General features: G+C 52.8%; 20 protein-coding genes. 4 read left to right on the top strand and 16 right to left on the bottom strand.

All coding sequences use genetic code 11. The features are described 5' to 3' along the window. Nucleotides 1-152: 152 nt before the first annotated feature. The 13 genes from XYCOK13_RS02225 to leuC form a co-directional block, all read right to left on the bottom strand. Nucleotides 153-1,178, bottom strand: a complete 1,026-nt coding sequence (locus XYCOK13_RS02225; RefSeq protein ID WP_213410251.1) for a Gmad2 immunoglobulin-like domain-containing protein — start codon at nt 1,176-1,178, stop codon at nt 153-155. 286 nt (nt 1,179-1,464) lie between these two features. Continuing rightward, nucleotides 1,465-3,900, bottom strand: a complete 2,436-nt coding sequence (gene gyrA, locus XYCOK13_RS02220; RefSeq protein WP_213410250.1) for a DNA gyrase subunit A — start codon at nt 3,898-3,900, stop codon at nt 1,465-1,467. Between the two features lie 41 nt (nt 3,901-3,941). Next, nucleotides 3,942-6,023: a DNA topoisomerase IV subunit B gene (parE, locus tag XYCOK13_RS02215; RefSeq protein ID WP_244864940.1), complete on the bottom strand. Its 2,082-nt coding sequence runs from the start codon at nt 6,021-6,023 to the stop codon at nt 3,942-3,944. Between the two features lie 66 nt (nt 6,024-6,089). Then, complete coding sequence (locus tag XYCOK13_RS02210) at nt 6,090-7,079, bottom strand: ABC transporter permease (protein ID WP_213410249.1); 990 nt, start codon at nt 7,077-7,079, stop codon at nt 6,090-6,092. Then, a complete protein-coding gene (locus XYCOK13_RS02205; RefSeq protein ID WP_213410248.1) occupies nt 7,072-8,034 on the bottom strand; it encodes an ABC transporter ATP-binding protein in 963 nt (320 codons plus the stop codon). Before XYCOK13_RS02205 ends, XYCOK13_RS02210 begins: the two co-directional genes overlap by 8 nt. Then, a complete protein-coding gene (locus XYCOK13_RS02200; protein WP_213410246.1) occupies nt 8,021-8,818 on the bottom strand; it encodes a GDSL-type esterase/lipase family protein in 798 nt (265 codons plus the stop codon). Before XYCOK13_RS02200 ends, XYCOK13_RS02205 begins: the two co-directional genes overlap by 14 nt. Before the next feature lie 138 nt (nt 8,819-8,956). Beyond that, the gene (locus XYCOK13_RS02195; RefSeq protein WP_213410245.1) at nt 8,957-12,643 is read right to left on the bottom strand and encodes a dynamin family protein; all 3,687 of its coding nucleotides are present in this window, start codon (nt 12,641-12,643) and stop codon (nt 8,957-8,959) included. 108 nt (nt 12,644-12,751) lie between these two features. Continuing rightward, on the bottom strand, nt 12,752-13,024 hold the full coding sequence (locus XYCOK13_RS02190; RefSeq protein WP_213410411.1) for an NAD/NADP transhydrogenase alpha subunit: 273 nt from the start codon (nt 13,022-13,024) through the stop codon (nt 12,752-12,754). A gap of 28 nt (nt 13,025-13,052) precedes the next feature. Then, nucleotides 13,053-13,733, bottom strand: coding sequence for an endonuclease III (gene nth, locus XYCOK13_RS02185; RefSeq protein ID WP_213410244.1), 681 nt, complete (start codon nt 13,731-13,733; stop codon nt 13,053-13,055). Between the two features lie 157 nt (nt 13,734-13,890). Beyond that, nucleotides 13,891-16,566 (bottom strand): S-layer homology domain-containing protein, encoded by a 2,676-nt coding sequence (locus tag XYCOK13_RS02180; protein ID WP_213410243.1) that lies wholly within the window; start codon nt 16,564-16,566, stop codon nt 13,891-13,893. A 32-nt stretch (nt 16,567-16,598) separates the two neighbouring features. Beyond that, nucleotides 16,599-17,999, bottom strand: coding sequence for an N-acetylmuramoyl-L-alanine amidase (locus XYCOK13_RS02175; protein WP_213410242.1), 1,401 nt, complete (start codon nt 17,997-17,999; stop codon nt 16,599-16,601). Nucleotides 18,000-18,245: 246 nt separating this feature from the next. After that, entirely contained in the window at nt 18,246-18,854 is a 609-nt protein-coding gene (gene leuD, locus XYCOK13_RS02170) for a 3-isopropylmalate dehydratase small subunit (RefSeq protein ID WP_213410241.1), read from the bottom strand. Between the two features lie 86 nt (nt 18,855-18,940). Beyond that, on the bottom strand, nt 18,941-20,368 hold the full coding sequence (gene leuC, locus XYCOK13_RS02165; protein ID WP_213410239.1) for a 3-isopropylmalate dehydratase large subunit: 1,428 nt from the start codon (nt 20,366-20,368) through the stop codon (nt 18,941-18,943). A 142-nt stretch (nt 20,369-20,510) separates the two neighbouring features. Here leuC and XYCOK13_RS02160 point away from each other — a divergent pair, with 142 nt between their 5' ends. Beyond that, entirely contained in the window at nt 20,511-21,446 is a 936-nt protein-coding gene (locus XYCOK13_RS02160; protein ID WP_213410238.1) for a LysR family transcriptional regulator, read from the top strand. Here the strand turns inward: XYCOK13_RS02160 and XYCOK13_RS02155 are convergent. Both XYCOK13_RS02155 and XYCOK13_RS02150 read right to left on the bottom strand, forming a co-directional pair. Then, the gene (locus XYCOK13_RS02155) at nt 21,419-22,105 is read right to left on the bottom strand and encodes a hypothetical protein (RefSeq protein WP_213410236.1); all 687 of its coding nucleotides are present in this window, start codon (nt 22,103-22,105) and stop codon (nt 21,419-21,421) included. The two genes, XYCOK13_RS02160 and XYCOK13_RS02155, sit on opposite strands and share 28 nt — an antisense overlap. Before the next feature lie 58 nt (nt 22,106-22,163). Continuing rightward, nucleotides 22,164-22,961 (bottom strand): carbon-nitrogen family hydrolase, encoded by a 798-nt coding sequence (locus XYCOK13_RS02150; protein ID WP_213410234.1) that lies wholly within the window; start codon nt 22,959-22,961, stop codon nt 22,164-22,166. 152 nt (nt 22,962-23,113) lie between these two features. On the opposite strand from XYCOK13_RS02150, the gene XYCOK13_RS02145 reads away from it, so the two are divergent. After that, nucleotides 23,114-24,304: a pyridoxal phosphate-dependent aminotransferase gene (locus XYCOK13_RS02145; RefSeq protein ID WP_213410231.1), complete on the top strand. Its 1,191-nt coding sequence runs from the start codon at nt 23,114-23,116 to the stop codon at nt 24,302-24,304. A 54-nt stretch (nt 24,305-24,358) separates the two neighbouring features. On the opposite strand, the gene XYCOK13_RS02140 is transcribed toward XYCOK13_RS02145, so the two are convergent. Next, a complete protein-coding gene (locus XYCOK13_RS02140; protein WP_213410229.1) occupies nt 24,359-24,700 on the bottom strand; it encodes a hypothetical protein in 342 nt (113 codons plus the stop codon). 215 nt (nt 24,701-24,915) lie between these two features. Between XYCOK13_RS02140 and XYCOK13_RS02135 the strand changes: the two genes are divergently transcribed. Next, nucleotides 24,916-25,116: a hypothetical protein gene (locus tag XYCOK13_RS02135; RefSeq protein ID WP_213410227.1), complete on the top strand. Its 201-nt coding sequence runs from the start codon at nt 24,916-24,918 to the stop codon at nt 25,114-25,116. Nucleotides 25,117-25,207: 91 nt separating this feature from the next. Beyond that, nucleotides 25,208-26,335 (top strand): glutamate 5-kinase, encoded by a 1,128-nt coding sequence (gene proB / locus XYCOK13_RS02130; protein ID WP_244864939.1) that lies wholly within the window; start codon nt 25,208-25,210, stop codon nt 26,333-26,335. Nucleotides 26,336-26,373: the final 38 nt, after the last annotated feature.

The following is a 26,373-nucleotide window of genomic DNA, read 5'->3' as shown; positions in this document are numbered from 1 at the left end:
CCTGCCCTTTATTATAACATGCCGTCGAGGCAATTGGCATGCTTTTACAACCATCATCTGTACGATGGAGCAATAGTCGCAAAGTCGGCCTGTCCGAATCAAAAAAGCCGCCCCCGGTTCTATGCGAACACGCGGGGCAGCTTAGTTGCTCCCTACTCGTATGGGATGCCGTCTACGCTTTCCATAATGCTGGGGTCTGCTTGCAGTGGAATCATTAATTCATGCCGGGGCGAACCGTCCTTCGCGCTCGCTTCATACAAGACGAGCATGACTACTGGATTCGTAGCGCGGTCCAACTCAACCTCGAAGCGAAAGCTGCCCCACTCTGGCGCGCCCGCTTCTGCCATGACATGGCCTTCCTCCAGGACGAAATGTCCATCCTCCAATCTCCAGCCAAACGCTCCTTCGAATACTCTGGCATCGCCCCGTACAGTAAGCTTGCCGCCAATGACCGCATTGGCCTGCGGCTCATACACGCGGAATGCGGCATTTTCCGCAACAGGCTTTTCGATGACTTTGCCGCTGGCTGCATCCGTCACGACCGTTTCAACTTGGGCAGCGTCCTCTCCGCCAGCTAGCTGCACAAGCCACTGATAGTCCGCTTCGTCAAATACAGTCTTGACAATATACCAAGGCCCAATTAAGCCTTGTTCCTGACTGTGCTGCAGCGCAATGCGCACCGCATCCGCTTCCGCAATGTGCGTCCGATCTGGCGCCTGCTCGTCTGCCGGATCATTCTGAACCCCTAATCGTACGATCTCATCAGCTGCGCCCTGTACAGGATACGATTCGGCAATCTCTCCTGCAGCGGCGATTTGAACGCGGCTGCCAATCGGAATGGCTTCGGGGTCAAGGTGCCGGCCTGTTTCGGATTGGAGCCGCGTCTTCTCGTTCACAGTAAACCAGCCGGCTTGCTTGTGCGGTTCCCCCCCGGCTGAGGTTTCATATGCAGTGATTAGCCATCGATTCCCTTCTTTCGCTACTACATAGCCCTTCTCTGTCCAAAACCAGTATGGCTCTCCGACATCTTGAGGTTCGTTCCCGGCATTGACAGCATGATTGGAATCTGTCGAATTCGCCTTCGGCTGGCAAGCGGACACAGTAAGCATCAGGCCTAACACAATTGCCATCATGACGAGAGTGCCGCGCATGGTTGGCTTCGTAAATGAACTTTTCATCAGTTCACCTCCTGGTGAAAAATGACAGCATCGTTTCGCGCATTGATTTTCAGTTTAGCCACTCCTTTCTCATTTAAACGTCAGCGGACAGCAAAAAGTTTCGGGAGTTTCGCATTTGCGCAACCTTCACATACATATGAGGCGTTCAGCGTCGTCATGACTTTTTGCATTCCCCCGTAAATAAGCAAAACAAAAAGGAATGACCCGGCAAGCGCGTTATCCGCTTGCACGGCCATTCCAGATTTACTGCTTCGTCAGTTTTGCACAGCCTCAGCGCCTATCCATGTCAGGTTCGCTGCAGCACTTCCACGATCCCTGCTGACTTATCGATACCGCTAATCGCCTTGCCCGTTGATTTGCGCTCCTCAATAGGTGTATCTTCAGAAGAGAATCGCACCATCTCGCTATTCGTCAAGACAGCATCCAGCTCCGTAGCTTCCCTTACATAGAACGCAGCTGCCAAGCTGCTGCCATTCGGACGAACGCGCTTGCCTTCTTTGAAGGCAAAGGTTTGCATGCCTTTGCCGCCGCGAGCTTGTACCGTATAATCGGCCACTAACGTACGCTTGGCAAAGCCGATATCGGAGACAACCAATATTTCTCCTTCATCCTGCTCCACCCACAATCCGGCGATCACCTCATCGCCATCCTTCAGCTGCATGCCGCGGACTCCGCCGGCAGCCCGACCCATAGGCTTCACTTCGTCTTCCTTGAAGCGAATGCTCATGCCCAACTTGCTGACCAGCAGCAAATCCTTGGCGCCGTCACTGCAATGAACCGCAACGACGGAATCATCCGCTGCCAGCTTGCACGCCGTAATGGCCATAGAGCGATTCGTATAATATTCCTTAAGCTCCGTGCGTTTCACCTGGCCTTTGCGCGTCACAAAGACAAGCGAGATACCCGGCTGGTCGAATTCACGAACAGGCAATACCTGGACAATCCGGTCCTCCTTCGGAATCGGCAGCACATTCACAATAGCTGTGCCGTTATCCTTCCACTTGTACTCCGGAATTTGATGTACCGGCAGCAAATAATACTGCCCTTTGTCGGTAAAGATCAGCAAGCTGTCCAGCGTATTAACTTCAAGCATATAGCGCAGGTAGTCGCCTTCCTTCAGCCCGGTTGATTCCGCCTCGCCGCCGGAGCGATTAAACGATAGCAGGGAGGTTCGCTTAATGTAGCCATCACCGGAAAGCGTTACCTTGACCTCTTCCGGATTGACCATGACCTCCAGGCTGACCTTGACTTCTTCCACTTCCTCCTGAATATCGGAGCGCCTGTCGATGCCATACTTGTCCCTGATCTCCGTCAATTCTTTTTTGACTACCGCCATCAGCTTCGGTTCACTATCCAAAATGCCGCGCAGGTAAGCAATCAGCTTGCGGACTTCCTTCAATTCCTTCTCAAGCGTTGTAATCTCCAGGTTGGTCAACCGGTACAACTGCAGAGTGAGAATGGCGTCGGCCTGGCGTTCTGTAAAGCCAAATGCTTGTACTAAATTTTGCTGCGCATCCTGACGATTCTTCGAAGCCTTGATCGTGGCAATCACTTCATCCAGAAGATCGAGCGCTTTCACTAATCCTTCCAGCACATGCGCTTTGTCTTCCGCCTTCTCCAGATCGAATTGCGACCTGTATGTGACGATTTCCTTCTGGTGCATCACATAGGCCGCAATCATGTCCTTCAATCCAAGCTGCTTTGGCGTCTTGTTGACGATCGCCACCATATTAAAGTTATAACTCACTTGCAAGTCCGTCTTCTTCAGCAAGTAGGCCAGTATTCCCTGCGCGTCAGCATCCTTCTTCAGTTCAATCACGATGCGCAGGCCGTTTCGCCCGCTCTCGTCCCGCACTTCCGCAATGCCCTCCACCTTTTTCTCCAGGCGGATCGTCTCCATGGCCGTTACGAGCCGCGACTTGACGACCTGATAAGGGATTTCGGTGATCACGATTTGCTGCTTGCCGCCGCGCAGATCCTCCACCTCGGTCTTGGCGCGCAGCACAATTCGCCCTTTTCCCGTACGATAGGCGTCGCGGATGCCCGCCTCTCCCATAATCGTGCCGCCTGTTGGAAAGTCAGGTCCCCGGACAATCTTCATCAGTTCTTCCAGAGTGATTAGATCATTGTCAATGAACGCCACGCAGGCATCGATTACTTCACGCAGATTGTGCGGCGGAATTTCCGTGGCAAAACCGGAAGAGATGCCGCTTACCCCGTTCACGAGCAGATTCGGAAATCGCGAAGGAAGCACGACCGGCTCCTTCGCCGTATTGTCGAAGTTATCCTTGAACGGGACCGTGCGCTTCTCAATATCGCGCATCATCTCCATCGCTATGGCAGACAAACGCGCTTCCGTATAACGCATGGCTGCCGGCGGATCATCATCGATTGATCCCCAGTTGCCGTGGCCGTCAATGAGCACATGCGCCATTTTCCATGGCTGCGCCATTCTCACCATGCCCTCATAAATGGAGGAATCCCCGTGCGGATGATAATTGCCCATCACATCGCCGACTGTTTTCGCCGACTTCCGGTACGGCTTGTCCGGCGTATTCCCCGCTTCGTACATGGCATACAATATGCGCCGCTGCACAGGCTTGAGCCCGTCCCGGATGTCCGGGATCGCCCGATCTTGAATGATGTATTTAGAATAGCGGCCAAATCTGTCGCCGACGACTTCTTCCAAAAATGCCGGTAAAAACTGTTCGAGTACGCTCATACCCTCACCTACCTGATCGCAAGTTTGCGAATTCGAGCCAATTACGCTTCAAATTCTGTGAAATCCACGTTATCGATGATCCACCGTTTGCGCGGGTCGACCTTGTCTCCCATTAAGGTGGTCACCCGGCGCTCCGCTTTCGCGGCATCCTCGATTTGCACTTGCAGGAGAATGCGTTGTTCCGGGTCCATCGTCGTTTCCCACAGCTGCTCGGGATTCATTTCCCCAAGCCCCTTATACCGCTGCAGCTCAACGTTCCTTCCTAATTCCTTCATCGCCTGCTGGAGCTGTTCGTCTGTCCAAGCGTAGCGTATCTCGCCCGACTTGCCCTTTTTGGTAATTTTGTACAAGGGAGGCTGAGCAATATACACTTTGCCTGCATCAATCAGCGGTTTCATGTAGCGGTAGAAGAAAGTAAGCAGCAGCACTTGAATATGCGCGCCGTCGGTGTCCGCATCCGTCATGATAATTATCTTGCCGTAATTGGACTCTTCTGCCTCGAATTCCGATCCTACGCCTGCGCCAATCGCAGCGATGATCGCTTTGTATTCATCATTCTTCAGGATGTCCGGCAGCTTCGCTTTTTCCGGATTCATCGGCTTGCCCTTGAGCGGCAGGATCGCCTGATGGCGGGAATCTCTGCCCTGCTTGGCCGATCCGCCAGCAGAGTCGCCTTCGACGATAAACAGTTCGTTGCGCTCATAATCCTTGGACTGCGCAGGGGTCAGCTTGCCGCCCAAATTCGAGCTCTGGCTTTTGCCTTTCTTGCCGCTTCGCACTTCCTCGCGCGCCTTGCGGGCAGCCTCCCTTGCTTTGGCAGCTTGTACAGCCTTTTTGATCAAGTTCTGCGCGGTTTGCGGATTCTCTTCCAGGAAGACGGCCAGCTGCTCGGAAGCCACCGTGTCAACGGCGCTTCGGGCGGAGGAGCTGCCCAGTTGATCCTTCGTCTGGCCAACAAATTCTACCTCTGCCATCTTGATGTTCACGACAGCCATCATGCCCTCGCGCAGATCCGCGCCTTCCAGATTTTTGTCTTTTTCCTTCAATAGCCCTGCTTTGCGCGCATACTCGTTCATGACCCGGGTGAAGGCTGTTTTGAAGCCGGTTTCGTGAGTGCCGCCGCCTCGAGTAGGAATCGCATTGACGAATGAGGCGATCGTTTCGGTATACCCGTCATTATATTGCAGCGCCACCTCAACCTCAATGTCGTCCTTCTCTCCTGTAAAGTGAATGACCTCGTGAAGCGCCGTCTTCCCCTCATTCAGAAAACGCACGAATTCGCTAGCTCCGCCCTCGTACATAAATTCATCAAATCGGTCTTCTCGCTCATCCTTTAGCGTTACCTTCAGCCCGGAATTGAGGAAGGCGATCTCCTGCAGCCGTTCAGACAAGGTGTCGCCGTTCAACTGCACGGTAGAAAACACCCGCTTGTCCGGCTTGAAGGTAACCTTCGTTCCAGTTCGGTTCGTATTGCCGACGATCTCCAGACCAGTCACCGGTTCACCCACATGCTCCGTTCCCGCGTCATCGACCCAGTATTCAAATCGCTGACGGTGTATCTTCCCATCCCGATAAATGTCTACAACCAGCCATTCCGAAAGGGCATTGGTCACCGAAGCGCCTACCCCGTGCAAGCCTCCGGATTTCTTATACCCGCCGCCGCCGAATTTGCCGCCTGCGTGAAGCACCGTAAAAACGACCTGCGGCGTTGGAACGCCCGTTTTGTGCATGCCTGTCGGAATGCCGCGTCCATTGTCCTGAACCGTGACTGACCCGTCCTTATGTATGGTCACATCAATCTGTGTACAATGCTTGGCCAGGTGCTCATCCACCGCATTGTCTACAATTTCCCAAACGAGATGATGAAGTCCCGACACGCTTGTGCTTCCAATATACATGCCTGGCCGCTTCCTTACAGCAACAAGCCCTTCCAGCACTTGAATATCATCATCGCCGTAGTCGGCGGCATTCGTCGCATTGGTTGCAGCAGGCAGTACGTCCCTGCTGCTTTTTTCCTTGCCGGCTGCAGCCTGGTCCGCTTCTTTGGCAGCAGTTGCCTCACTGGTTCCGGACCTCTCTCTTTCTTGCATGGGGATCCCGAATAAATCGAGCTGTTCCGCCATTGGTGCGCCCCCTTTTCGTTCTTCACTTCATTAGCATTATATCATGTCCGATTGACTCGGCAACCCTTAATACACATCCCGGCGCGTAAAAGAAACGAACGATACGACGATGGACGCTACCGCCCAAACCGTCAGCACCGACATGGAAAAGGTCAAATTCATCCCCTCCACTGGCGGCAAATCACCGCTCAAGTAGCTGACCAAATCCAGGTTCACCATAAAGAAATATTTGGCGCTTTCCCAGGAAGAAACCATGTTGGACAAGATCGTTCCAGCAATCAAGGTCGCCAGCATAATGCCCATTCCGGCCGCGGTGCTCTTGACCAGGACAGAAACCATAAGGGCAATACAGCCCACTGCCAGTCCTGTGAAGAAGACTAGACCCAGCTCCATCCAAACAAACCGCCATTGTTCGATCATATTCACATTTGCCGTATCGATATCGGAACCCGTAATTTGGAATCCGATCAATGTGGGCGCCTGCCACCCCCCATAGCCGAATATTGCGCCCGAGATCAGGTAGCAGAGAGCCGCCAGGATGATGACAATCAGCGAGACGTAGAGAAGCAAGGCCAAGTATTTGGACAACAGCACCTTCCAGCGGCTGACTGGCCGCGTCAACAGCAGCTTGATTGTGCCCTGAGCATGCTCGGAAGACACCAAGTCTGAGGCAATGACCATAACGAGCAGCGGGACGAACAAGCCGACTGCATTTTTGACGAATTCTCTTGTAAAAGTGACGCCGCTCGGCTCTTCAGGATTCACATCATGATCCAAGTAATATTGAAGCCGCTGGACTTCAACAGACATCCACTTCCGCCATTCCTCAATCACGCGCGGACTGCTCATTCGATTCGTGTAGTCGTTGATGCGCTGCTGCAGGCTGACCCGCCAATCATCCGTTCCCATCTGGCTTTGGCGGTCCAGGGAAACCCTCAGCTGTGCATAGGTGAATATTGGGATCAGGACCGCAACAATCCCGATGATGACGAAGAATCTTTTTTTCTTCCAAATTTTCAGCATCTCATTGCGAACAAGCGGCAACATGCTATTCAATGCTCTCCCCCTCCGTCAAGGTCAAGAATAGCGCCTCCAGCGACGGCGGCTTAGCCTCCACGCCATAGATGGAAATCCCGCCATGAATCAGTTCGGCCACCGCATGCGGCACCAGCTCAGGCTCCATTTGTGTCCATACATAGGACCAAGCGCCGTCTGACGCAAGGCTCTCCATCCCGGGTGAATCTTCCAGCAGCGTAATTCCCTCCATGCCCGCTAACAGTTCAACAGCCTTTGCGCGCGGATGAAGCCGCCACTGCACCCGATTCATCGCTTCCTGAAGCAGCTCCGAAACACTGCCCTCTGCGATGACCGCACCGCGCCGAATAATGGCGACACGGTCGCACATCATCTGCACCTCGCTGAGGAGATGGCTGGAAATAAAGATGCTGAGGCCGCTCTCTGCGAGCTGGCGAATAAAGGCGCGAAGTTCTTTTATGCCTTGCGGATCCAGGCCGTTCGTAGGCTCGTCCAGGATAAGCAGCCTTGGATTCCCCAGCAATGCCTGCGCGATGCCAAGCCTCTGTCTCATGCCGAGCGAATAAGTCCTCACCTTGTCATGCATGCGGGCGCCCATGCCGACTATGTCGACAACTTCCCTGATCCGCTCATAGGATACGCCCGGCAGCATGCCGGCAAAGTGCTCCAGGTTTTCCCACCCTGTCATATACGGGTACAGCTCGGGATTTTCGACTATGCTGCCGATTTGCCGAAGCGCCGCATCATGCTCTTTTTGCACATTTTTGCCGCATACCTCAATCGTTCCTTCGGTCGGTCGAATCAGATCGACCAGCATCCGGATCGTAGTTGTCTTCCCCGAGCCATTCGGTCCGAGAAAACCAAATACCTCGCCTGCGTAAATATCGAAGCTGACCCCTTGGATAATCCACTTGTTTTTTATCTTTTTCTTCACATCACGAACTTTCAGCACCGTCTCAGCGTTATGGCGACTCATGCCAATCCTCCTCCAGCACTTGCACGATTCGTGCCGCTATCCGCTTGTAGCCTTCCTCATTCGGATGATAGTGGTCGCCAGACAAGTAGCGTCTTCCATTCGCGCCGAACAGATCATACGTCGGGACGAACACCACCTGCGGATAAGTTTCGGTCAGTTGCAATACGCGATAATTCCAGTCGTGCAATAAGCTCGAAAGCTCGCCTTCCGGGTCGATCTCGCGCAGCGGATGATACAAACCCACATACAGGACACGGGCGTCCGGATTCAATTCCGTGAGGATTTGAAAAATTTCATCCATTCTGGCCAGCGCGTCCGGGATGGCGGCAAGCACCTGCCCGGGAAGGACTTCCTCGCCAGGCGTGTACAGATCGTTCCCGCCGATAGTCATCACTATCGCATCCGCTTGCTGTATCGAAAGAATGACGCCATTCTGCTGCCGAATCTGCTCGAGCAGCTGACCTGTCGTGTAGCCGTTAACTGCCATATTGATCAAACTGACCTCACGGTCATCCCTGGCGTCAATTGCCTTCCGAACTTGTCCCGCATACCCCATGCTGGATGCGTCTCCTGTCCCTTTGGTCAAGGAATCGCCCAAGCCCAGAATCGTCCAAATCCCGTCATCGTTCAATCGGTCATCGCGCTCGATTACGGCTCTCTGCAAATTGGATTCACCCGGGAACAAAATGGTCCTGACGCCATAGATCAAGCCGCTCGTCAACAGCACTACAGCAGCCAGTGAACTGAATGCAAGCAGCGGCCACAACCAACGTGATGTTCTCAATCGGTCCTTCCCCCTTCAATTACCATAAGGTTAATCGTATTGCAATCAATTTGCAAATGAAGGAATTCTGGCTTAGCGATCCGTGTGAACAAAAACGTCCCGCTAGCCAGAAGCCGGGGACGTGATGAAAGAATTGCGTTAGCCCGCAAACCGGACAAGCTCCTGCTGCAAACGATCTCTCGTCGCGCGAAGCTTGGACAAGGACTGATCGTCATGCGGCAGCGATTCTGTACCGGCTTGATACGCTTCTGCAAGCTCCAGACAGCGCCGGCTTGCTTGATCACAAAGTTGTTCCCAATGCCGTTCATAGTAAGCGAGCAGACGTTCCTCATGGGCTTGCAGATACGCTTCAGCCTGAGGGGTAACAACAGATTCCAGCCATTCCCGCATGTTCGTCCGTCCATTTCCTTCGAAATAATGCTTGGCGTTCTTGAACAAGCTTTGCAGTCTGGCCAAATCCGGCTTATTCCATCCGGCAGTCTCCTCTATGACCGGGGTCGGCGGCATATCCGTTTCATAATCCGGGATGGCGGCCGAAGGGAAGCGGATGGTGAATTGCCTGCGCCATTCCTCCCACAACCCGGCCAGCAGCTGCCTCAGTATCCTCTCAATACGCAATGTCGTAGCCTGCATTTCTCTGGACAAATGATTGTCAATCAGCTGTACGAATTCGAACCAGCACTCCGCCAACGCTTCCTTGACAGAGCGAACATCGCCCCTCAGCGACGCAGGATTGAACGCTTCCTGCATCCACTCCCCGAATCGGAACGCATGACGCTGCTTCACATAATAGACCAGTTCGCGAATCTCTTGCTGGAGTGCCTGCTTCTCCTTGCTTTGGCCGGAGAGCTGCTCCAGCTCGGCAAGCCAATCGCGCCATGCCTGCTGTCGGCGCTGCTCCTCTTGCTCCCGCTCAGCTTGATCTGCTGTGGCGATCCGTTCCCACTCATTCAGGGTTCTGATGACCTGTTGGACTTCCTGAACGGCGTTTTGCACCGCCAATTCGCTCAATTCCTCCAAGCCGAAACGGCTGAGCTCCCGCTCCAATCGGGCCCAACCGGATTGCTCCAGCTTGTCTGCATCCTGGCTAAGCTTTGCTTCCAGCGCATTTAGGCTGGACACCGGATACAGGCGGGGCTCGCGAATTTCAAATCGGTTCAGGTTATCGGCGAGATGCGCAGCAACGTCTTCCAACTCCTGCGCATTTTCCGCCAAATCGGCCGCGTTGATAACGAAGAACATTTTATCCATGTCGAAGGAATCCTTAACCTGACCCAGCTGGCGAAGGAATTCCCGGTCTGCCAGGGAGAATGCGTGGTTGTAATAGGTAATAAATATAATGGCATCGGCATTTTTCATGTAGTGAAAAGCAACACCAGTATGACGGGCATTAATCGAATCTGCGCCTGGAGTGTCGACAAGCATCATGCCCGAACGCGTTAGCGGAGCATCTACGTACAAATCGATTCGCTCCACGAAGCAGGAGTCGCTTTCTACTGCCGCATATCGGCGGAAGGTCTCCATATCCGCATCAAGCGTACGGCCGAGCAGATCGGCATTGCGCTCCCATCCCGATGCTACCGCTGTCAAAAAGGCGAGATGCGGCTTGCCCTTCGGCCTGACGTTGTCCGGACGAACTTGGCGAATGCGATGAATCGCCTCCTCCGGCGCGGCAGCCGTCAAGCCCAATGCCTGCATGGAGTGCTGCATGTCTTCCCACAGTGTTGCTTGAGGCTTCATCAGGATTCGGGCGCTGCCGTGCGGGCGCTCCTCTTCAGCGGGCAATATGCGGTTAATGGCCGCAGTTGTCGGATTCGGCGATACGGGAAGCAGCGGTCCGCCCATCAGCGCGTTGGCGAAGGAAGATTTTCCTGCGCTGAATGCGCCGAACAGCGCAAGGGAAAATCGCCGTTCCCGCAAGCGCTTGGCCCGTTCTCTCAACTCCTTCACCGTATGACGGAAGGCAGGGTACAATTCCGCCTCCGCAGCAGCCGCCTCCAGCAGCTTGGCGGCCGCCTTCGCCCGATCCTGCAGCTTCCCGCCGCTTTCCGCCAAGCTTTCCGGCGCATTGGATGTACGTGCAGACGAAGCGGTTCCTCCGATTTGTTCAGAAGGCGCGATGCCGCCTGCAGCTGCAGATGCGGCCGCAGCCTGCGCCATCGCGCTTGCCGATTGTCTGGCGTGTGCGTCTGCATGTTGTTGGAACAAAGCGGGCACAGCTTCCTCTTCTGAACCTTCTACCGCATCTTGAGCAATCTCGGGAAGAGGCGGCATCGGCGGCAGCTGCTCCAACAAAGCTTGTTCCTCGCGGTCAAGTCCCGCATCCAACTCGGCCAGTTCGGCCTGCGCCGCTTCCGCTTGTCTTACCTGCTCCAGTTCATCGTCCAACTGGGTCAGGCGGACTTGCAGCGCCGAACGCCACTTTTCTTCGATCTTTTCCATGACGTCAAGCGCCTGCCTGCGAAAACGGGACTTCACTTCGGCGGCAATGTCCCGCATATAGTTCAGCACGTATTCGCCGGTTACCGTCGCCTGATCCCGCACTGCATCGGCGAGCCAATCCGGCTCCAAACGCAAGGAGATGTCCCCGCCCCAATCCGTTCCAGCCCCGTCAGCAAGCTCCCGCTCTGCGAGCTCGTTCAGCCACGAGCGCAAATGCCAGACGATCTGCGATTCAATATCCTCGGCGAACTTATCTGCAAATGTCTGCAATCGCGCCTTTCTCTCCTGCTCGGTCTTTCCTCCGGCAAACAACCAGCCCATGCGAAAGCCGGATTGTCGGCTTTCAATCATAAGACGGGCCAGTTCTCTCGTTTCGGCAGGGGTGATATTGGCGAAATCCAGCAGCTTCCCAAGCTCCTGCTTCCAACTGGCAGGCTTTGTGTCCAAATCGGTGCGGAGCCGACCCGCTTCCTCCAGCTCATGTCGCATATCCGGGGAAAGCTCGTGCCCAGCATCCGCCGCATCCCGGAGCTTCTCCCGCATTTCCTCCTGTTCCAAGAGCCGCTGCTGCTTATGCATGCCAATCAGATGTTTGGCAGATGCAATGACATTGCGCTTGATTAATACATCCCGATGCTGCTGCAGCTGTTCCAGCATGGCAGTCAATCGATGCCATTCATTGTGCGGATGATCCGGCTGCTTCAGGGACAGGAAGAAGAAATCCAGCGGCTGAATATGCCAATCCGCGAATGCTTTCCTCACCCCTTCGGCAAAGGTCTCAAACGGGATTTCCGATTCCCGATGCTTGTCGATCTGATTGACGATGAGAAACAACGGTTTCCCTCGTTCCTCCAGTTCTCGCGCAAAAGCAAAATTCGTTTCGGATTGTACATGGTTGTAATCCATGACATACAGCACAGCGTCAGCCAGATGCAAAGCAGATTCCGTAGCTCTTGCATGGGCAGCATCCGTCGAGTCCACACCAGGCGTATCCAGCCAGACCGTCTGCTCCTGCAAGCGCTCGATCGGATAATGAATGGAAACCTTGACAACATCGTCACTGTTGCGGCAGAAAGCATCCAATTCCGCCAAGGCCACCTCTCGCGTATCAACGTGTCCATCAAGTCCTTTTAACCACACAATGGCGGACGGCTGACCTTTCGAAATGGAAACGACATTGGCGCTGGTCGGTATCGGACTTGACGGCAACAGCCTGGTGCCGCTTAGCGCGTTAATGAGACTGGACTTCCCCGCGGAGAAATGCCCGCAGAACGCAATATCCAATCGGCCTGATTGCACTTTCTCATACAGTTCTATCAGCTGTGCAGCGGCGGAATGATTACCCGCTTGCTTAAGTTGATTGGCCATATCTATAAATTGCATACCGATTATCCCCCATTTTGTAACCCGTGAAAGTGAAGCCACGCACCTATGCTGCTCCAGCCTCTCTGCGGGAACCCGTAAAAAAGAAACCGAAGCGTTGTCCGGTTTCTAGCTTAGTACTTCCGAAGCGCTCGGGATCAAAATTTCAAACACTTCTCCGTGCTGCAAAATCGTAATATCCTTGTCCTTCAGCTTCATCACTACGACATCAGGCCTGCTGCGCATGCGTTCGAGGTAATGCTCCGGCACTTCGCCAGACTCGCTCGCTGTAATCCCCTCGAAATCTCGTTCTTCGTTCTCTCCCAGATTGGCCGCTAGCACAGCTTCATAAATGTCGGAGAATTGCTCAAAATTATCTGTATAAACCGAAATGCACTTCATCATGCTGTATGGTCTCCCTTCCAATTGGCTACCTGCTGCCGGATTTTGCCTTATTGTTTCTCGCAGGCTTAGATTTCATACGTTTTTTTCCCTCCCGGCACAAATCAAGCAGCGGACAGCTTTCACATGCCGGGTTTTGCGCTTTGCAGTGATAGCGGCCGAAAAAAATCAATCGGTGATGGGTTAGCGTCCATTCCTCGCGAGGAACAGCCTTCATCAGTTTTTTCTCAACCTCAAGGACAGAATCTTTCCAGGCAGCAAGCCCAAGACGCTTCGACACACGCTCCACATGCGTATCAACAGCAATGGCAGGCTCGCCAAATGCGTTGGACACTACTACGTTCGCCGTCTTCCGGCCTACCCCTGGCAGTTCAACGAGACTGCTGTGCGAAGAAGGAACTTGTCCATCATACTGCTCCAGCAGTATGCGGCACAGCGCCTGGATATTTTTCGCCTTGTTGCGATACAGTCCGATACGGCGAATATCCTGCTCCAGTTCCTCCAGTGGCACTGCGAGATAATCCTCAGGCGATTTATATTTTTCGAACAAGGTGACCGTCACCTTATTTACGGTTTCGTCCGTACACTGGGCGGAAAGGAGAACGGCAATCGTCAGTTCAAACGGATTCGAATGATTGAGCTCACAATGCGCGTCGGGAAACATTTCGCCGATCGTATCTAATATCGTGCGCACCTGTTGGCGATTCATGTCACAATTCACCTCGCAGTCATTTTTTTATTTTCTCACGAATAAAGCCGGCAAGCAACCGAAACAATAAAAAATTAGTCAAAATGCAAACAAAAAAACAGTTTCGCCAAGGCAAACGCGCATGCCTAGCGAAACTGTTAGGGCTCTTTAGAACTATCTATTTTCTCTTGACTACTTCTACTACCTTGCCGTCATACAAGTACAGCGTAATCATTTCATTCGACTTGAGCGAATTCAATGTAATTTCCTTGCCGTCCTCATCATGAACATAGACATTATTCGCCAACGGATAATCGCTTTGCTCATTCAACTGCGTGATCCGGACGGATACCGTTTGGCTCACGCTGCTGTTCTTCCAATACTGGCGGGTAATCGAATTCAATAGCACAATGCTTTGATTCTCGTAGCCGTCAACGGTAATAGCAACGCGATCACCTGCTTTAACCGATCTATCGTCTGTTTTGCGAAGCGTGCGATTCTCACCGTTAAATTGTCTTACCTCGATCATGCCGTCAGCTCGGACAGCCTTCACTTCACCCAGAATAGTTTCCGCGAGTCTTACTTCCGTAACCGTTGTGCCTTCATATACCAAAAAGACCGGTTGACCAGCTTGAATGGAAGAGAAGAAGCCATTTGACTGGTTCAACAATTTGATTGGTGTAGATTGGCTGAGATACACATTCCTTGTTGTGCCATCCACCATACGTACAGAAAGCCGGTTGTTATTGGCATTGGTCTCCAGCACATCGACTCGTAGCACATCGAGAACGAGAACACGATCCACATTTTGCTGTGTCATGTCAACATACACCTTAACCGGCATACCCGGATTCAGTCCCAAAAATCCGACACTAAAGGAACCGTTGCGCTCAACCCTGGAAAGGTTGGTCAAAGTAAATTCGACTACACCATAGCGCTCTGTCTTAATCTCGAACTTTTTCTCGTCAACATCCACATGGTGTACCTCGCCGCTATAGACCGAAACGCCTTCCAAGCGCAATAATTGGTTGTTCGAGAAGGTCAAATTTACATATCGATCTTTAGTGAAGTACTCCTCAAAATTATTCATATTTACATTCGTTTGATTGTAACGAACAACTGTATGCTCGTCGATTCTGTACAATTCCAGATCGTTGCGGCCCATCTCAACAGTCAAGTAATAATAGTCCCCTGTTTTCTGGACAGACACAATGCGCTTGCGGACAAGCGAGGTCACTTCCCGATTTTTGACAGAGATCTTCGTAATGCGGTTTTCCCCATTGATCTCCAGATCTACACGATCACCTGGATGCAAGTCATTCAGGCTCGGGTTGTCCGCCCCTTCCAACAGAACAGTCAAATTAGGAGATACGTATCTAACAATCGGATCGTCCTCGTTTTTCTCATATACGATAAAATCTTTTTCAATTGCCCGGATTGTTCCCGAATCATAGGAAAGCAACGGCACAGATGGCTTGATCAGCCGAATAGCTGTAATGATGCTATCCTTCACATCATAGCTGATTTCATCCCCCTGTTTCAGGTCGTCCAGGCTCATCAAGCGTTTATCGTACGTAACAAGAACCGAATCAGAAACCTCAAACGACTCTTCATCAGTACTCTCGGCTTCCACTATGGTCAACTGCCCATTCTCATTTCTTTGGACGATACCTGTGGCAGTTTTGTTGACTGGCTCTTGAACGATCACAATCCGCTGAATTTTCCCATCATTTATGTCCGCATTGTAATACAGTTCCACAGTGCTGTTGGCGACAATTTGTCTGATGCTCGATCCGCTTCCGTTCGCCTTCACTACCGCAACGTCCGGATCCAGCTCATACGTTTCGCCGGAACCATTCACCTCGACAATGACTTGCAGCGGGTTGGTGCTGGTCAGTACAAAACGGCCTGTCACTTTTTGGAACGTCATTTCTTCCAGAACTTCTACATAATAGCCGATGCCATTTTTCTCAATGAGATAAACCTGATAGAAAGGCTGGATGCCGTTTAGTCCAATCGGGGATGTTTCCCCCTTCTTGTAAAGCATGGCGTCGGACGAAAGCGCAACCCTTACGGCTTCCCCGTTTGAATCCTGAATTTGAAGCAGATCGCTGCTTACCGAAACGACAGATCCGATATGCACTTGCTTGAAATTCTCGGACAGGTAGTCACTCACCTCGTCCGCTTTGCTCAGCATGACAGCAATTTGCGCGCGCGTAACGGTATCCTGTGGAAGCAGCTTGCCGCCGCTTCCGGTTAAAATGCCGAGTCCGACAGCGGCATTCATATACGGGTATGCCCAAGCCGACACATCAGACGCGTCGGGGAACGAGTCCACTTGTGTATCCATCTGCTCCGCATCTTCTTCTTTTCCGATTGCGCGAATCAGCATCTTCGCCACCCATTCGCGCGACGCTTGTTCTTGCCCCCATACAGAAGAAGTAAGGTCATCGCTGTCTTGCAGATTCAATTCTTCCTGATAACGCAAAAGGCCTTCCTCGACTGCTTTATTGATGTACGGCTTCGCCCAAGGACTGTAGCTCAGGGGCAGCACACTGTCCCGCTGCGAACGCTCCGCTTCTTCCTTCAATCCTAGGAAGCCAATCAGCATAATGACGACTTCTTCTTTCGTGACAGAATCATCCGGTGCAAATTTACCGCCCGGTCTGCCGGTTATGACATCCTGCAGCGCAAGCTTGGCTACATGCTGCTCCGCCCAATGTCCACTGCGCACGTCCGAAAACTTCATATTCACCGTAGTTTCTGAATCTGCGGCAAAAGCGCTGAATGGTAAAATGGTAAAGATCATTGCCGTAATGATGCATAACAGAGATGCTTTCCGCCAAACTTTCATCATGTTTCCTCCCTAGAAAAATGTGTTTTCGCTTATCGTTGATTGAAATATTCCAGGATGCTGTTGGCAATCGTAAGGGCGATCTTGTCCTGGAATGAGTTATCCAGCAGTATCTTCTCCTGCTCCGCATTCGTCAGATAGCCAATTTCCAGCAATACCGCAGGCATCTCGGTTTCTCGTATAACCTTGAATGCGGTTTTGCGGACGCCTCTGTCCTCGAATCCCGATGTTTCGATCAGACGCTTATGGATCAGATCAGCGAATGTTTTGCTGTTGTCATTCCAAAAATACGTTTCGGTTCCGGATATCGGCCGCTCGAATGTATTGGCATGAATCGATACAAACACATCGGCAGGCCATTCATTGGCAAGCTTCACCCGGTCATCGAGACTGATGAAGGTGTCGTCATCCCTGGTCATCCTCACGCTCACTTGCGGATAGTTGGCCAGAACTGCCTGTACTTTCTTCGCGACATTCAGGTTGAATTCCTTTTCCTCTCTCTTGCTAAGTCCGGTTGCGCCCGGATCCTTGCCGCCGTGGCCCGCATCAATGACTACTCGATACACGGCATTACCGGCGCCTTCATTGTTCTGAAGCGAGACGGCGAAGCCGTTCTCCGCTCCCGTTTCCACCTGAAAGGCAACCGGCTGTTTCAGATCGAGCACGATCCTTACAATGGAAGGATCGTGACTAAATTGCGCATACCGTACTTGACTCACCAGCGGGTGATCGATGCTGCCGGTTCCCTCGCTGCCGATCTGTTCTTCCAGGACAGCATAAGGCACGTCCAGCACCAGCCGATCCGGAATGGACCCGGCAGGATCAGACAGATAGAGCGGCTGCACATCAACCGGACTGCTGGTTTGGACAGACAGCCGTCCTCCCTCCAGCTTGACGGCCTTCAGTCGAGAAAGCTCACCTGGAACAGAAGGCTTATTTCCAGCACCTATCACCTTCGAATCCTGCACGATGGCAGGCGCGCTGGGTTTCTCCGCTGGCGTTGAGACCGGATTCGATTTTTTGTACAGGCTGGCCGATCTTGTCCAGGCGTCCCAGCTTAGCCGCATGCTCAGCTTATCCGCAACGAAGCTGAGAGGAACATAGAAAGTGTTCTCTCTTACCAGCGCCGGCGCTTTCATCTCGGACTGGGACTGGCCATGCGCCGCTGTTCGTTCATCTTCTTGAAAGCGATATGTAGTGCCCGAGATTGTAAGCTCCGCTGCTGTCTGGGATTCCCCTTTCAGCGAAAACTGTTTTGCCGCTGCATCAACAGCTATGTACACATGCTGACCTTCAAATAAAAGCGGATGCAGCAGCTCCTGCTTTTCGCCGTCCACATAGAGCGTCAAATCCGAGTTTGATGCAGATGCAGTTGTTGGGAATACACAGACCAGCGCTGCCAAGATGAACCATATGAGCGGAAATTTGCGCAAACCTGACACCTCTCTTGTCCTTTCAGGCGGAATAATCAGCATTCGACACCCTATTCTAATATTCTAGCAAAATTTCGCAAAAAGAGACAGCAAAATCTATCTATTAGACGCTGTTTCGAGCAGAAAGTTGCGTGCAACCTCCTAATAGAGGAAATATTTTCGCCCTTCGCATCGCACGTCTCCCATGACAAAAAGCACCCCTGCCCCGGCAGCCGGAACAAGCGTGCTTTTCACTAGAGCGATTGTTTAAGCCTGATGTGCCAGGCGTGCTTGGTGTTGCTGTTCATAGGCGGTAATCTTATCTCCCAGCTGCAGCGTTAAACCGATATCATCGAGCCCCTGCAGCAAGAACTGGCGGCGATGCTCATCCAGCTCGAACGCAAGGTCGAGTCCGTGCGCATCCGTAATTTTCTTCGCTTCCAAATCTACGCTGAGCTGGTAGCCTTCATGCTTCTCAGTCCGCTGGAAGAGCTCCTCAACCTGCTCCTCGCTCAGCTTAATTGGCAGAATGCCGTTCTTGAAGCAGTTATTATAGAAAATATCTGCGAAGGACGGTGCGATGACCACTTTGAAGCCGTAGTCGAGTATCGCCCACGGCGCATGCTCGCGTGAGGACCCGCAGCCAAAGTTCGCGCGGGAGATCAGAACAGATGCGCCTTGGTAGCGCTCTTGATTCAAGGAGAAATCCGGATTGACATCACCGTTCTGAAAAAATCTCCATTCATAGAATAAATATTGACCAAATCCTGTCCGTTCAATCCGCTTCAAAAACTGCTTGGGGATAATGGCGTCAGTGTCCACGTTGACCCGGTCAACAGGAGCTACCTTGCCGGTATGCTGAACAAATGCTTCCATTGTACGTTCACCCTTCCATCCTAATTCATAATCCTATCAATAAAGTGCGATCATGCATGCTATCCAACCGTCAGGACGGCGGCTAATTAAACAGTCATAGCATCTTGCTTGAATTCCCAATCGCGCACATCAGTGAAATGACCTTTAATGGCAGCTGCGGCCGCCATTGCAGGAGATACGAGATGAGTCCGTCCATCACGTCCCTGGCGTCCTTCAAAGTTGCGGTTGGACGTAGAGGCGCAGCGCTCTCCCGGCAACAGGAAGTCCGGATTCATGGCCAAGCACATGGAGCATCCTGCGTCGCGCCATTCAAACCCGGCTTCGATAAAGATCTTGTCAAGCCCTTCCTTCTCTGCCTGGATCTTGACGCGTCCCGAACCAGGTACGACCATCGCCTGGACGCCTTCCGCGACTTTGTAGCCTCTGGCTACCGCCGCTGCGGCGCGAAGGTCTTCAATTCGACCGTTCGTGCAGGAGCCGATGAATACGCGGTCGATCTTAATCTCGGACATTTTCGTTCCCGGCGCAAGGCCCATGTATTCCAGCGCTTTTTCAGCAGCTTTGCGCTGGTTCTCGGTCGGAAAATCAGACGGGGTCGGCACAACGGATGTAATATCCGTACCCATGCCCGGACTTGTTCCCCAAGTTACCTGCGGCACAAGGCTGTCTGCGTCGAACTCCACAACCGTGTCGTATTCAGCGCCTTCATCTGTGCGAAGCTCCTTCCAGCGGGCAACCGCTTTGTCCCATGCTTCTCCTTGCGGGCAGTATTCACGGCCTTTCAGATAAGCGAACGTTGTTTCGTCCGGGGCGATCAAGCCGGCGCGAGCGCCTGCTTCAATCGACATGTTGCAGACGGTCATGCGCTCTTCCATGGACAGGTTGCGGATCGCTTCACCCGTATACTCGATCACATATCCCGTTGCAAAATCGGTGCCATACTTCGCAATAACGCCGAGAATAATATCCTTCGCGGTCAGTCCAGGCTTCAGCTTTCCATTGATTCTAACTTCCATCGTCTTGGACTTGCCTTGCTGCAAGCACTGCGTTGCCAGTACATGCTCCACTTCGCTTGTTCCGATCCCGAACGCCAGCGCACCGAAAGCGCCATGAGTGGAAGTGTGGCTGTCCCCGCATACGATCGTTTTGCCAGGATGCGTCAACCCCAGCTCAGGACCCATTACGTGTACGACCCCCTGATCCACACTGTTCAAATCGAAGCATTTTACACCGAAGTCGCGGCAGTTCTGTTCCAATGTCTCAATTTGCTGCTTGGAGATCGGGTCTGTAATGTTGAAGCGGTCTTGCGTCGGAACATTGTGATCCATTGTAGCAAAGGTAAGATCCGGACGACGCACCTTGCGTCCCGCCAAACGAAGCCCTTCGAACGCTTGCGGGCTTGTCACTTCGTGAACCAAATGCAAATCGATGTAGATTACACTCGGCTTGCCGGATTCTTCATGAATGACGTGCTGCTCCCAAATTTTCTCGTACAACGTTTTTTTGCCAGCCATGGCAGGTCACCTCTTCGTTTTTCGTTTTCATTATGATCGTTTCAACTTATCTGTATCTATCGTAGCATTTCCTTCTTCATTGATCCAAGATATAATATCTATAAGCTTAATAGGAATAAGATATAAGGAGCGAGTAAGTTCAATGGAGTTTCGTCAATTGCGCTATGCTGTACAAATCGCCGCGGAAAAAAACTTCTCCCGCGCCGCCGAATCGCTGCACATCGCCCAGCCTTCGCTAAGCCAGCAGTTGTCCAAGCTGGAAGCGGAAATCGGCACCTTGCTGTTTCGCCGAAGCACGAACTCGGTCGAGCTCACGCATGCGGGAGAAATTTTTATTGACCGGGCGCAAAAAATACTGGACATGGCAGATCAACTCAAGCAAGAGATGGAAGACATCTCTCAGATGAAAAAAGGAAAGCTCGTAGTCGGCAGCTTGCCGATAACCGGCTCTCATGTGCTCCCCCTCGTTCTGCCGGTTTTCCGTCAGCGCTTTCCCGAGATCGACATCGTATTGACTGAGGACTCGTCCGCCAATCTGGAAGTGCTCACGCATCAGGGCAAAACAGATATCAGCCTGCTTTCGCTGCCAATTCAGGACTCTGCTTTGCAATTTGTGCCGCTGATAGAGGAGGAGATTTGTCTGGCTGTCAGCCCGGAGCATCCGCTTGCCGCAATGCCCCGGGAATCGAAAGCTTCCATTGCATCGTTGAAGGACGAGCCCTTTATTGTCTTGAAGAAAGGCCAAGGTTTCAGACAAATTGCGTTAGACCTGTGCGCAACTGCCGGCTTCGTGCCGAAGGTCGTCTTTGAAAGCAGCAATATAGAAACCGTACAATCGCTCGTAGCAGCCGGCATGGGCATAGCCTTCGTCCCGCAGATGGTCGCAAGAACGAAGTGGAATCCGTTCGTTCCCGTCTACTTGACGCTGGAAGATCGGCCCACTCGAACATTAGGCATTGCCTATCGCAAAGGACGGTACTTGTCCAAGGCTTCTGAGGCGTTTATTGCCTCCATGCGGGAGGTGCTGCAGAATGAAAAGATTGGAGTCGGCTATTTGGATACGAGCACACCGTCCTGAAATCTGTATGAGCGGGTGAGTGCAGAATTCGGCTCATAGGCGATAAACCGGCCATCCTGAAAGAACGACACAGATTTGGAATGAAGGGCTTCATTGACTGAGGCCCTCAATAATACGCCGTCCTTCATCATATAAATATGCGTCTCCAACGGCGTGCCAACCGTTGTAATTAAATCTTTCACCCCGTCTTGATCGAGATCGTATTCCTGGACAGCAGCATCCACATGCAGCCATACGTAAGGGTAGCCGTCCTTCACTGTAATATAATCTACGGTCGGGCAAGCCATGCCGCAATATCCTCTGACACGGATGGAAGGGACGCCGAACAGCATCGATTCATCCAGCTCGATCAGCTCGGGATTGGTGCCGTAACCGACCTCGGCCAGTTCAAACAGCTGTCCCCCAATGTCCGCTCCTGCATAGAAGCCTTCCTTGTATTTGTACATATAAATGAAGAACTCGCCCAGGTCATTGGACAGCTTCTTATAGTATCTGGCAATGCGTGCCGGATCCATGGGCAGGCCGTAGCGAAAGCCGGCATCCGCTTCTTCGAACACCAACTCCGCGGCGTGTGCTTTGCCGCCCACATCAAAGCGATCATTGCCCCATTGCATCCAGGAAAAACCTATCGCAGCCGCGATCCCCATCCAAACCATCATCCACCCTACTCGCCTCAGACGCCTACTTGTTCGCATGCGCATCACAGGTTCGCGCCCATCAGCCGTATAACGATGGGCGGCGGTCCTCAAACACCGGAATTCGGCCGCGAACCTCATTCACCAGATTGAGGTCAATATCCGCTTGCAGAATCGCTTCCTCCTCGCCGCCTTCCACCACGATTTCTCCCCACGGATCCACGATCATGGAATGGCCGAAGAAGTCGGTATCCCCGCTTGTGCCGACACGGTTGCAGGCAACGATGTACATCTGGTTTTCAATAGCTCTTGCTTGCAGCAGCGTGCGCCAATGATGCAGGCGAGGATTCGGCCATTCTGCGGGGACGAACAACAGCTTGACGCCGTCCAGCGCGAGCTTTCGCGCCAATTCGGGGAATCGAATATCATAGCATATCATAACGCCGGCATCTTGCCCCTCGATAGCAAACCTCCCCGGCTTGGTCCCTTCTGCCAGATGCTTCTCCTCATCCATCAACCGGAACAAGTGGATCTTGGAATAGTCCACGAGAACCTGCCCTTCCCGGTTAAACACATAACTGGTATTAAAGGCTTGCCCATCCTTTAATTCGGCTACGGACCCTGCCACCACATTCACCGCATGCTTGCGGCAAAAAGCGGAAATGATGTTCCGCGTCCGCGTCCCTCCTTCATCGCCCAGCTCGTGAATCCGTTCCAGCGCGTAGCCGGTATTCCACATTTCCGGCAGCACGATAACGTCCGGCTTGTCAGCCGATCGGACCGCCTCCTCCATCAATTGAATAGCCTTGTCGGCATTCACATCCGGCTCGCCGATGGCTATATCCATCTGCACTAATGCAATGCGAAGCTGCTCGCTCATATCGTAGACTCTCCTCCTCAGTCGACCCAGTGTTGCATCTTGATTTGATTTTTACATCCATTAAGAATCATGTTACATTATTTTTAATTTGGTTTGAAGTATCTGGCTTCAGGATGATCAAAAAAGATTGCTGGAAATGGAGGATTCTTCACATGCTTTCATCTGCTTCCCATACACGGTTCGCGCCGGCTGACCGCATGAAGGCGCTGCCGACCCAATTTTTCGCCTCGCTCGTCGGGAAGGTCGGTCGCATGCAGGCACAAGGCCACGATCTCATCAACCTCGGTCAAGGGAATCCGGATCAGCCCACGCCGCCCCATATCGTGGCAGCCTTGCAGGAGGCAGCAGCCAAGCCGCAATATCACAAGTATCCGCCCTTCAGCGGCTATCCCTTCTTGAAAGAGGCTGCCGCGGCTCGTTACAAAGCCGATTACGGTGTAGAGCTCGATCCCGAGACCGAGGTCGCCATCCTGTTCGGCGGCAAGGTGGGCTTGGTAGAAATTAGCCAATGCCTGCTCAATCCCGGCGATGTGTGCCTTGTTCCTGACCCGGGTTATCCCGACTATTGGTCCGGCATAGCGCTTGCAGGCGCCCGCATGGTCATGATGCCGCTCGCTGGCGACCATGACTTCCTGCCGGATTACGAATCGCTGCCTGCCGATGAGACGGCTCGCGCGAAGCTTATGTATATCAATTATCCGAACAATCCGACTGGATCTACTGCGGACGCTAAGTTTTACGAAGAAACGGTTCGATTCGCAGAACGGCATCGTATCGCCGTCGTCAGTGACTTCGCGTACGGCGCTATCGGCTTTGACGAAGAGAAGCCGCGGAGCTTTCTGCAAACTCCCGGCGCCAAGAATGTAGGCATCGAGATCTACACGCTGTCCAAAACTTATAACATGGCAGGCTGGCGGGTAGGTTTTGCCGTCGGCAATGCAGAGCTCATTCGCCTGATCAATTTGATCCAGGATCATTATTACTGCAGTTTGTTCGGCGGCATCCAAGAAGCGGCAGCGCTTGCCCTGACAGGGCCGCAGGATTGTGTGGGGGATCTCGTCCATATTTACAAGCAGCGACGCAACGCGCTCTATAGCGAGCTGGAGCGGATTGGCTGGCAGGCGAAAAAGCCCTCGGGATCGTTCTTTTGCTGGCTTCCAGTGCCGCAGGGAATGGATTCGGCAGGCTTCGCCGATCTCCTGTTGGAGCAGGCCCATGTTGTAGTCGCACCGGGCATCGGCTTCGGCCCGCACGGAGAAGGGTATGTCAGGATGGGCTTGCTTGCCTCTGAGGAACGACTGCGCGAAGCGGCGCAACGCATCGGAAGACTGAACCTGTTCTAAGTGGTGCTGCGTATTTCCTGTGTCCGTTAGAGACGGAGGGCGGCGATTATTTGCTCACTCCTTCGACTCTAATGGACATGTCCCACTCCCGCTCGGAATTTCTTCGTTGTTCCAGTCCAGTCGCCTGTACGCTTCCTCCACATTCATATCGAGTTGAAGAACAAGGTTTAAGCGGCTTGTTAATGCGACCGCCCTGCGCAAATGTTGAAACAGGACCGGTTTCACATGCTTCAACACCGTAATCATTTCTGTAATGGGCAGCACACCTTGTTTTTCTCTCATCACCTCATATAGAAAGTCCATCGTTTCGACCATGCCGTCCTTGTCGTCACGTACCGTTTCCAGCAAAAGGCGAAACTGATTGACGATCTTTAGGCGACCTGGATGATCTTCCATTTTTCCATGCACCTCGCTGTAGTTATCCAACCGTTATGAGTCTTAAGAATTAGGCCTTTGTGTTTATTATGCCTTTTGTTCGTATAAATTTCTGTAACCTTGGCCACAAAACAAGGACTTTTGATCTCTTTTCCATGAATGGAGGTACCATTCAACTGACTTTACATCCGCGCCTCGGCATGCTATTCTGAAACAAAATGAATGAGAAAAATGTAGTGACGGGACCAGTAGAATGGCGAAACCCGAACAGAGAGCGAGCTCCTTGGCTGCAAGAGCTTGCCGGACCAGCGCAATTCGAACCCACCCCTGAACAGTCAGCGAAGAGCTGGACAGCCCCGGCTGTTATCCCGGGAACCAAGTTGGCCGACAGAAGTGCCGCTTCCTGCCAAGGAGGCAGCGAACATGTCGGCAAATAAGGTGGTACCGCGGAGCAAGCTTTCGTCCTTATGACAGGAGAAGGCTTTTTTTATTTATCATACGAAAGCGCCATTAATACGAGAAGTGGAAGTGAGCAAGGTGGAAGCAGAACAACAACGCATTGTCGTCAAGATTGGCAGCAGCTCCTTGACCAATTCAGAAGGCGGATTAAACCTGGAGCGCCTCGAATATTATGCGACAGAAATAGCCTCGCTGCAGAAGAGCGGCTATCAGATGCTGCTCGTTACCTCTGGAGCAGTCGCTGCCGGATTCAAGGCCATCGGATTCGATGAGCGGCCCCGCGCCCTGTATGAAAAGCAAGCCTCTGCGGCAGTGGGCCAGGCGTTGCTGATGCGTGCTTATCAGGAGAGCTTTGCACGGCACGGCATCGTTGCGGCGCAAATATTGCTAACCCGGGCTGACTTCTCTGAACGCCAGCGTGTCAACAACGCGCTGATGACCATTGAGGAGCTGTTGAAGCGCGGTGTTATACCGGTCGTGAATGAGAATGACACCGTATCGGTAGATGAAATCAAGCTGAAGTTCGGCGACAATGACAAATTGAGCGCGCTGGCCGCGAACTTGGTCAAAGCCTGCAAGCTGTTGATTCTCACAGATACAGATGGCTTGTACACGGCCGATCCGCGCTTGGACACGGCAGCACGACGCATCGAACGCGTCGATCAGATCAATGACTCGATCTTCGATATTGCAGGCGGCGCAGGCACCTCTGTCGGCACTGGCGGCATGCGTTCCAAGATCGAGGCGGCGCGCATTGCAACGCGAGGCGGCATTCCCGTATTTGTCGGCAAGGCTGCTCATCCCGGCGATCTGGCAGCCGCATGTGCCGGCCATGGCAAAGGAACTTACTTTGACACGGCGCTGCACTCGCTGCCGATCAAGAAGCAATGGGTCGGCTTCCATTCCATCCCGGAAGGCTGCATCCATATCGATCAGGGTGCCGCGACAGCCATGCTCCACCAGGGACGAAGCCTGCTCCCTGCCGGAGTGACCGAGGTGAACGGGGATTTCCACCCGGGCGACGTGGTGGAGGTCGCCGACCCCACTGGCGCAATTATTGGCCGGGGGGTTGTCAATTATGAAGCCTGGCAGCTGCGGGCCGCAGCCGGTTTCAATTCCGATGAGGTCAAGCGGCGGGTCGATGTTCACCGTATTGAAGTCATTCACCGCGATGAATGGATCGGACTTCAGCCGTAGCCTCCATGCCATGTTCCCACAATAGAAAGGAGTAATGA

Source organism: Xylanibacillus composti, assembly GCF_018403685.1.
Taxonomy (GTDB): domain Bacteria; phylum Bacillota; class Bacilli; order Paenibacillales; family K13; genus Xylanibacillus; species Xylanibacillus composti.
The sequence above is the reverse complement of the archived record's forward strand: the minus strand, read 5'-3'. Positions and strand labels throughout refer to the sequence as shown.

What these genes read in the sequence shown, in the direction of transcription:
- XYCOK13_RS02225 (WP_213410251.1), bottom strand. Translation starts at nt 1,178, where the DNA reads ATGAAAAGTTCATTTACGAAGCCAACCATGCGCGGCACTCTCGTCATG.
- gyrA (WP_213410250.1), bottom strand. Translation starts at nt 3,900, where the DNA reads ATGAGCGTACTCGAACAGTTTTTACCGGCATTTTTGGAAGAAGTCGTC.
- parE (WP_244864940.1), bottom strand. Translation starts at nt 6,023, where the DNA reads ATGGCGGAACAGCTCGATTTATTCGGGATCCCCATGCAAGAAAGAGAG.
- XYCOK13_RS02205 (WP_213410248.1), bottom strand. Translation starts at nt 8,034, where the DNA reads ATGAGTCGCCATAACGCTGAGACGGTGCTGAAAGTTCGTGATGTGAAG.
- XYCOK13_RS02195 (WP_213410245.1), bottom strand. Translation starts at nt 12,643, where the DNA reads ATGCAATTTATAGATATGGCCAATCAACTTAAGCAAGCGGGTAATCAT.
- XYCOK13_RS02190 (WP_213410411.1), bottom strand. Translation starts at nt 13,024, where the DNA reads ATGAAGTGCATTTCGGTTTATACAGATAATTTTGAGCAATTCTCCGAC.
- nth (WP_213410244.1), bottom strand. Translation starts at nt 13,733, where the DNA reads ATGAATCGCCAACAGGTGCGCACGATATTAGATACGATCGGCGAAATG.
- XYCOK13_RS02180 (WP_213410243.1), bottom strand. Translation starts at nt 16,566, where the DNA reads ATGAAAGTTTGGCGGAAAGCATCTCTGTTATGCATCATTACGGCAATG.
- leuD (WP_213410241.1), bottom strand. Translation starts at nt 18,854, where the DNA reads ATGGAAGCATTTGTTCAGCATACCGGCAAGGTAGCTCCTGTTGACCGG.
- leuC (WP_213410239.1), bottom strand. Translation starts at nt 20,368, where the DNA reads ATGGCTGGCAAAAAAACGTTGTACGAGAAAATTTGGGAGCAGCACGTC.
- XYCOK13_RS02160 (WP_213410238.1), top strand. Translation starts at nt 20,511, where the DNA reads ATGGAGTTTCGTCAATTGCGCTATGCTGTACAAATCGCCGCGGAAAAA.
- XYCOK13_RS02155 (WP_213410236.1), bottom strand. Translation starts at nt 22,105, where the DNA reads ATGATGGTTTGGATGGGGATCGCGGCTGCGATAGGTTTTTCCTGGATG.
- XYCOK13_RS02150 (WP_213410234.1), bottom strand. Translation starts at nt 22,961, where the DNA reads ATGAGCGAGCAGCTTCGCATTGCATTAGTGCAGATGGATATAGCCATC.
- XYCOK13_RS02145 (WP_213410231.1), top strand. Translation starts at nt 23,114, where the DNA reads ATGCTTTCATCTGCTTCCCATACACGGTTCGCGCCGGCTGACCGCATG.
- XYCOK13_RS02140 (WP_213410229.1), bottom strand. Translation starts at nt 24,700, where the DNA reads ATGGAAGATCATCCAGGTCGCCTAAAGATCGTCAATCAGTTTCGCCTT.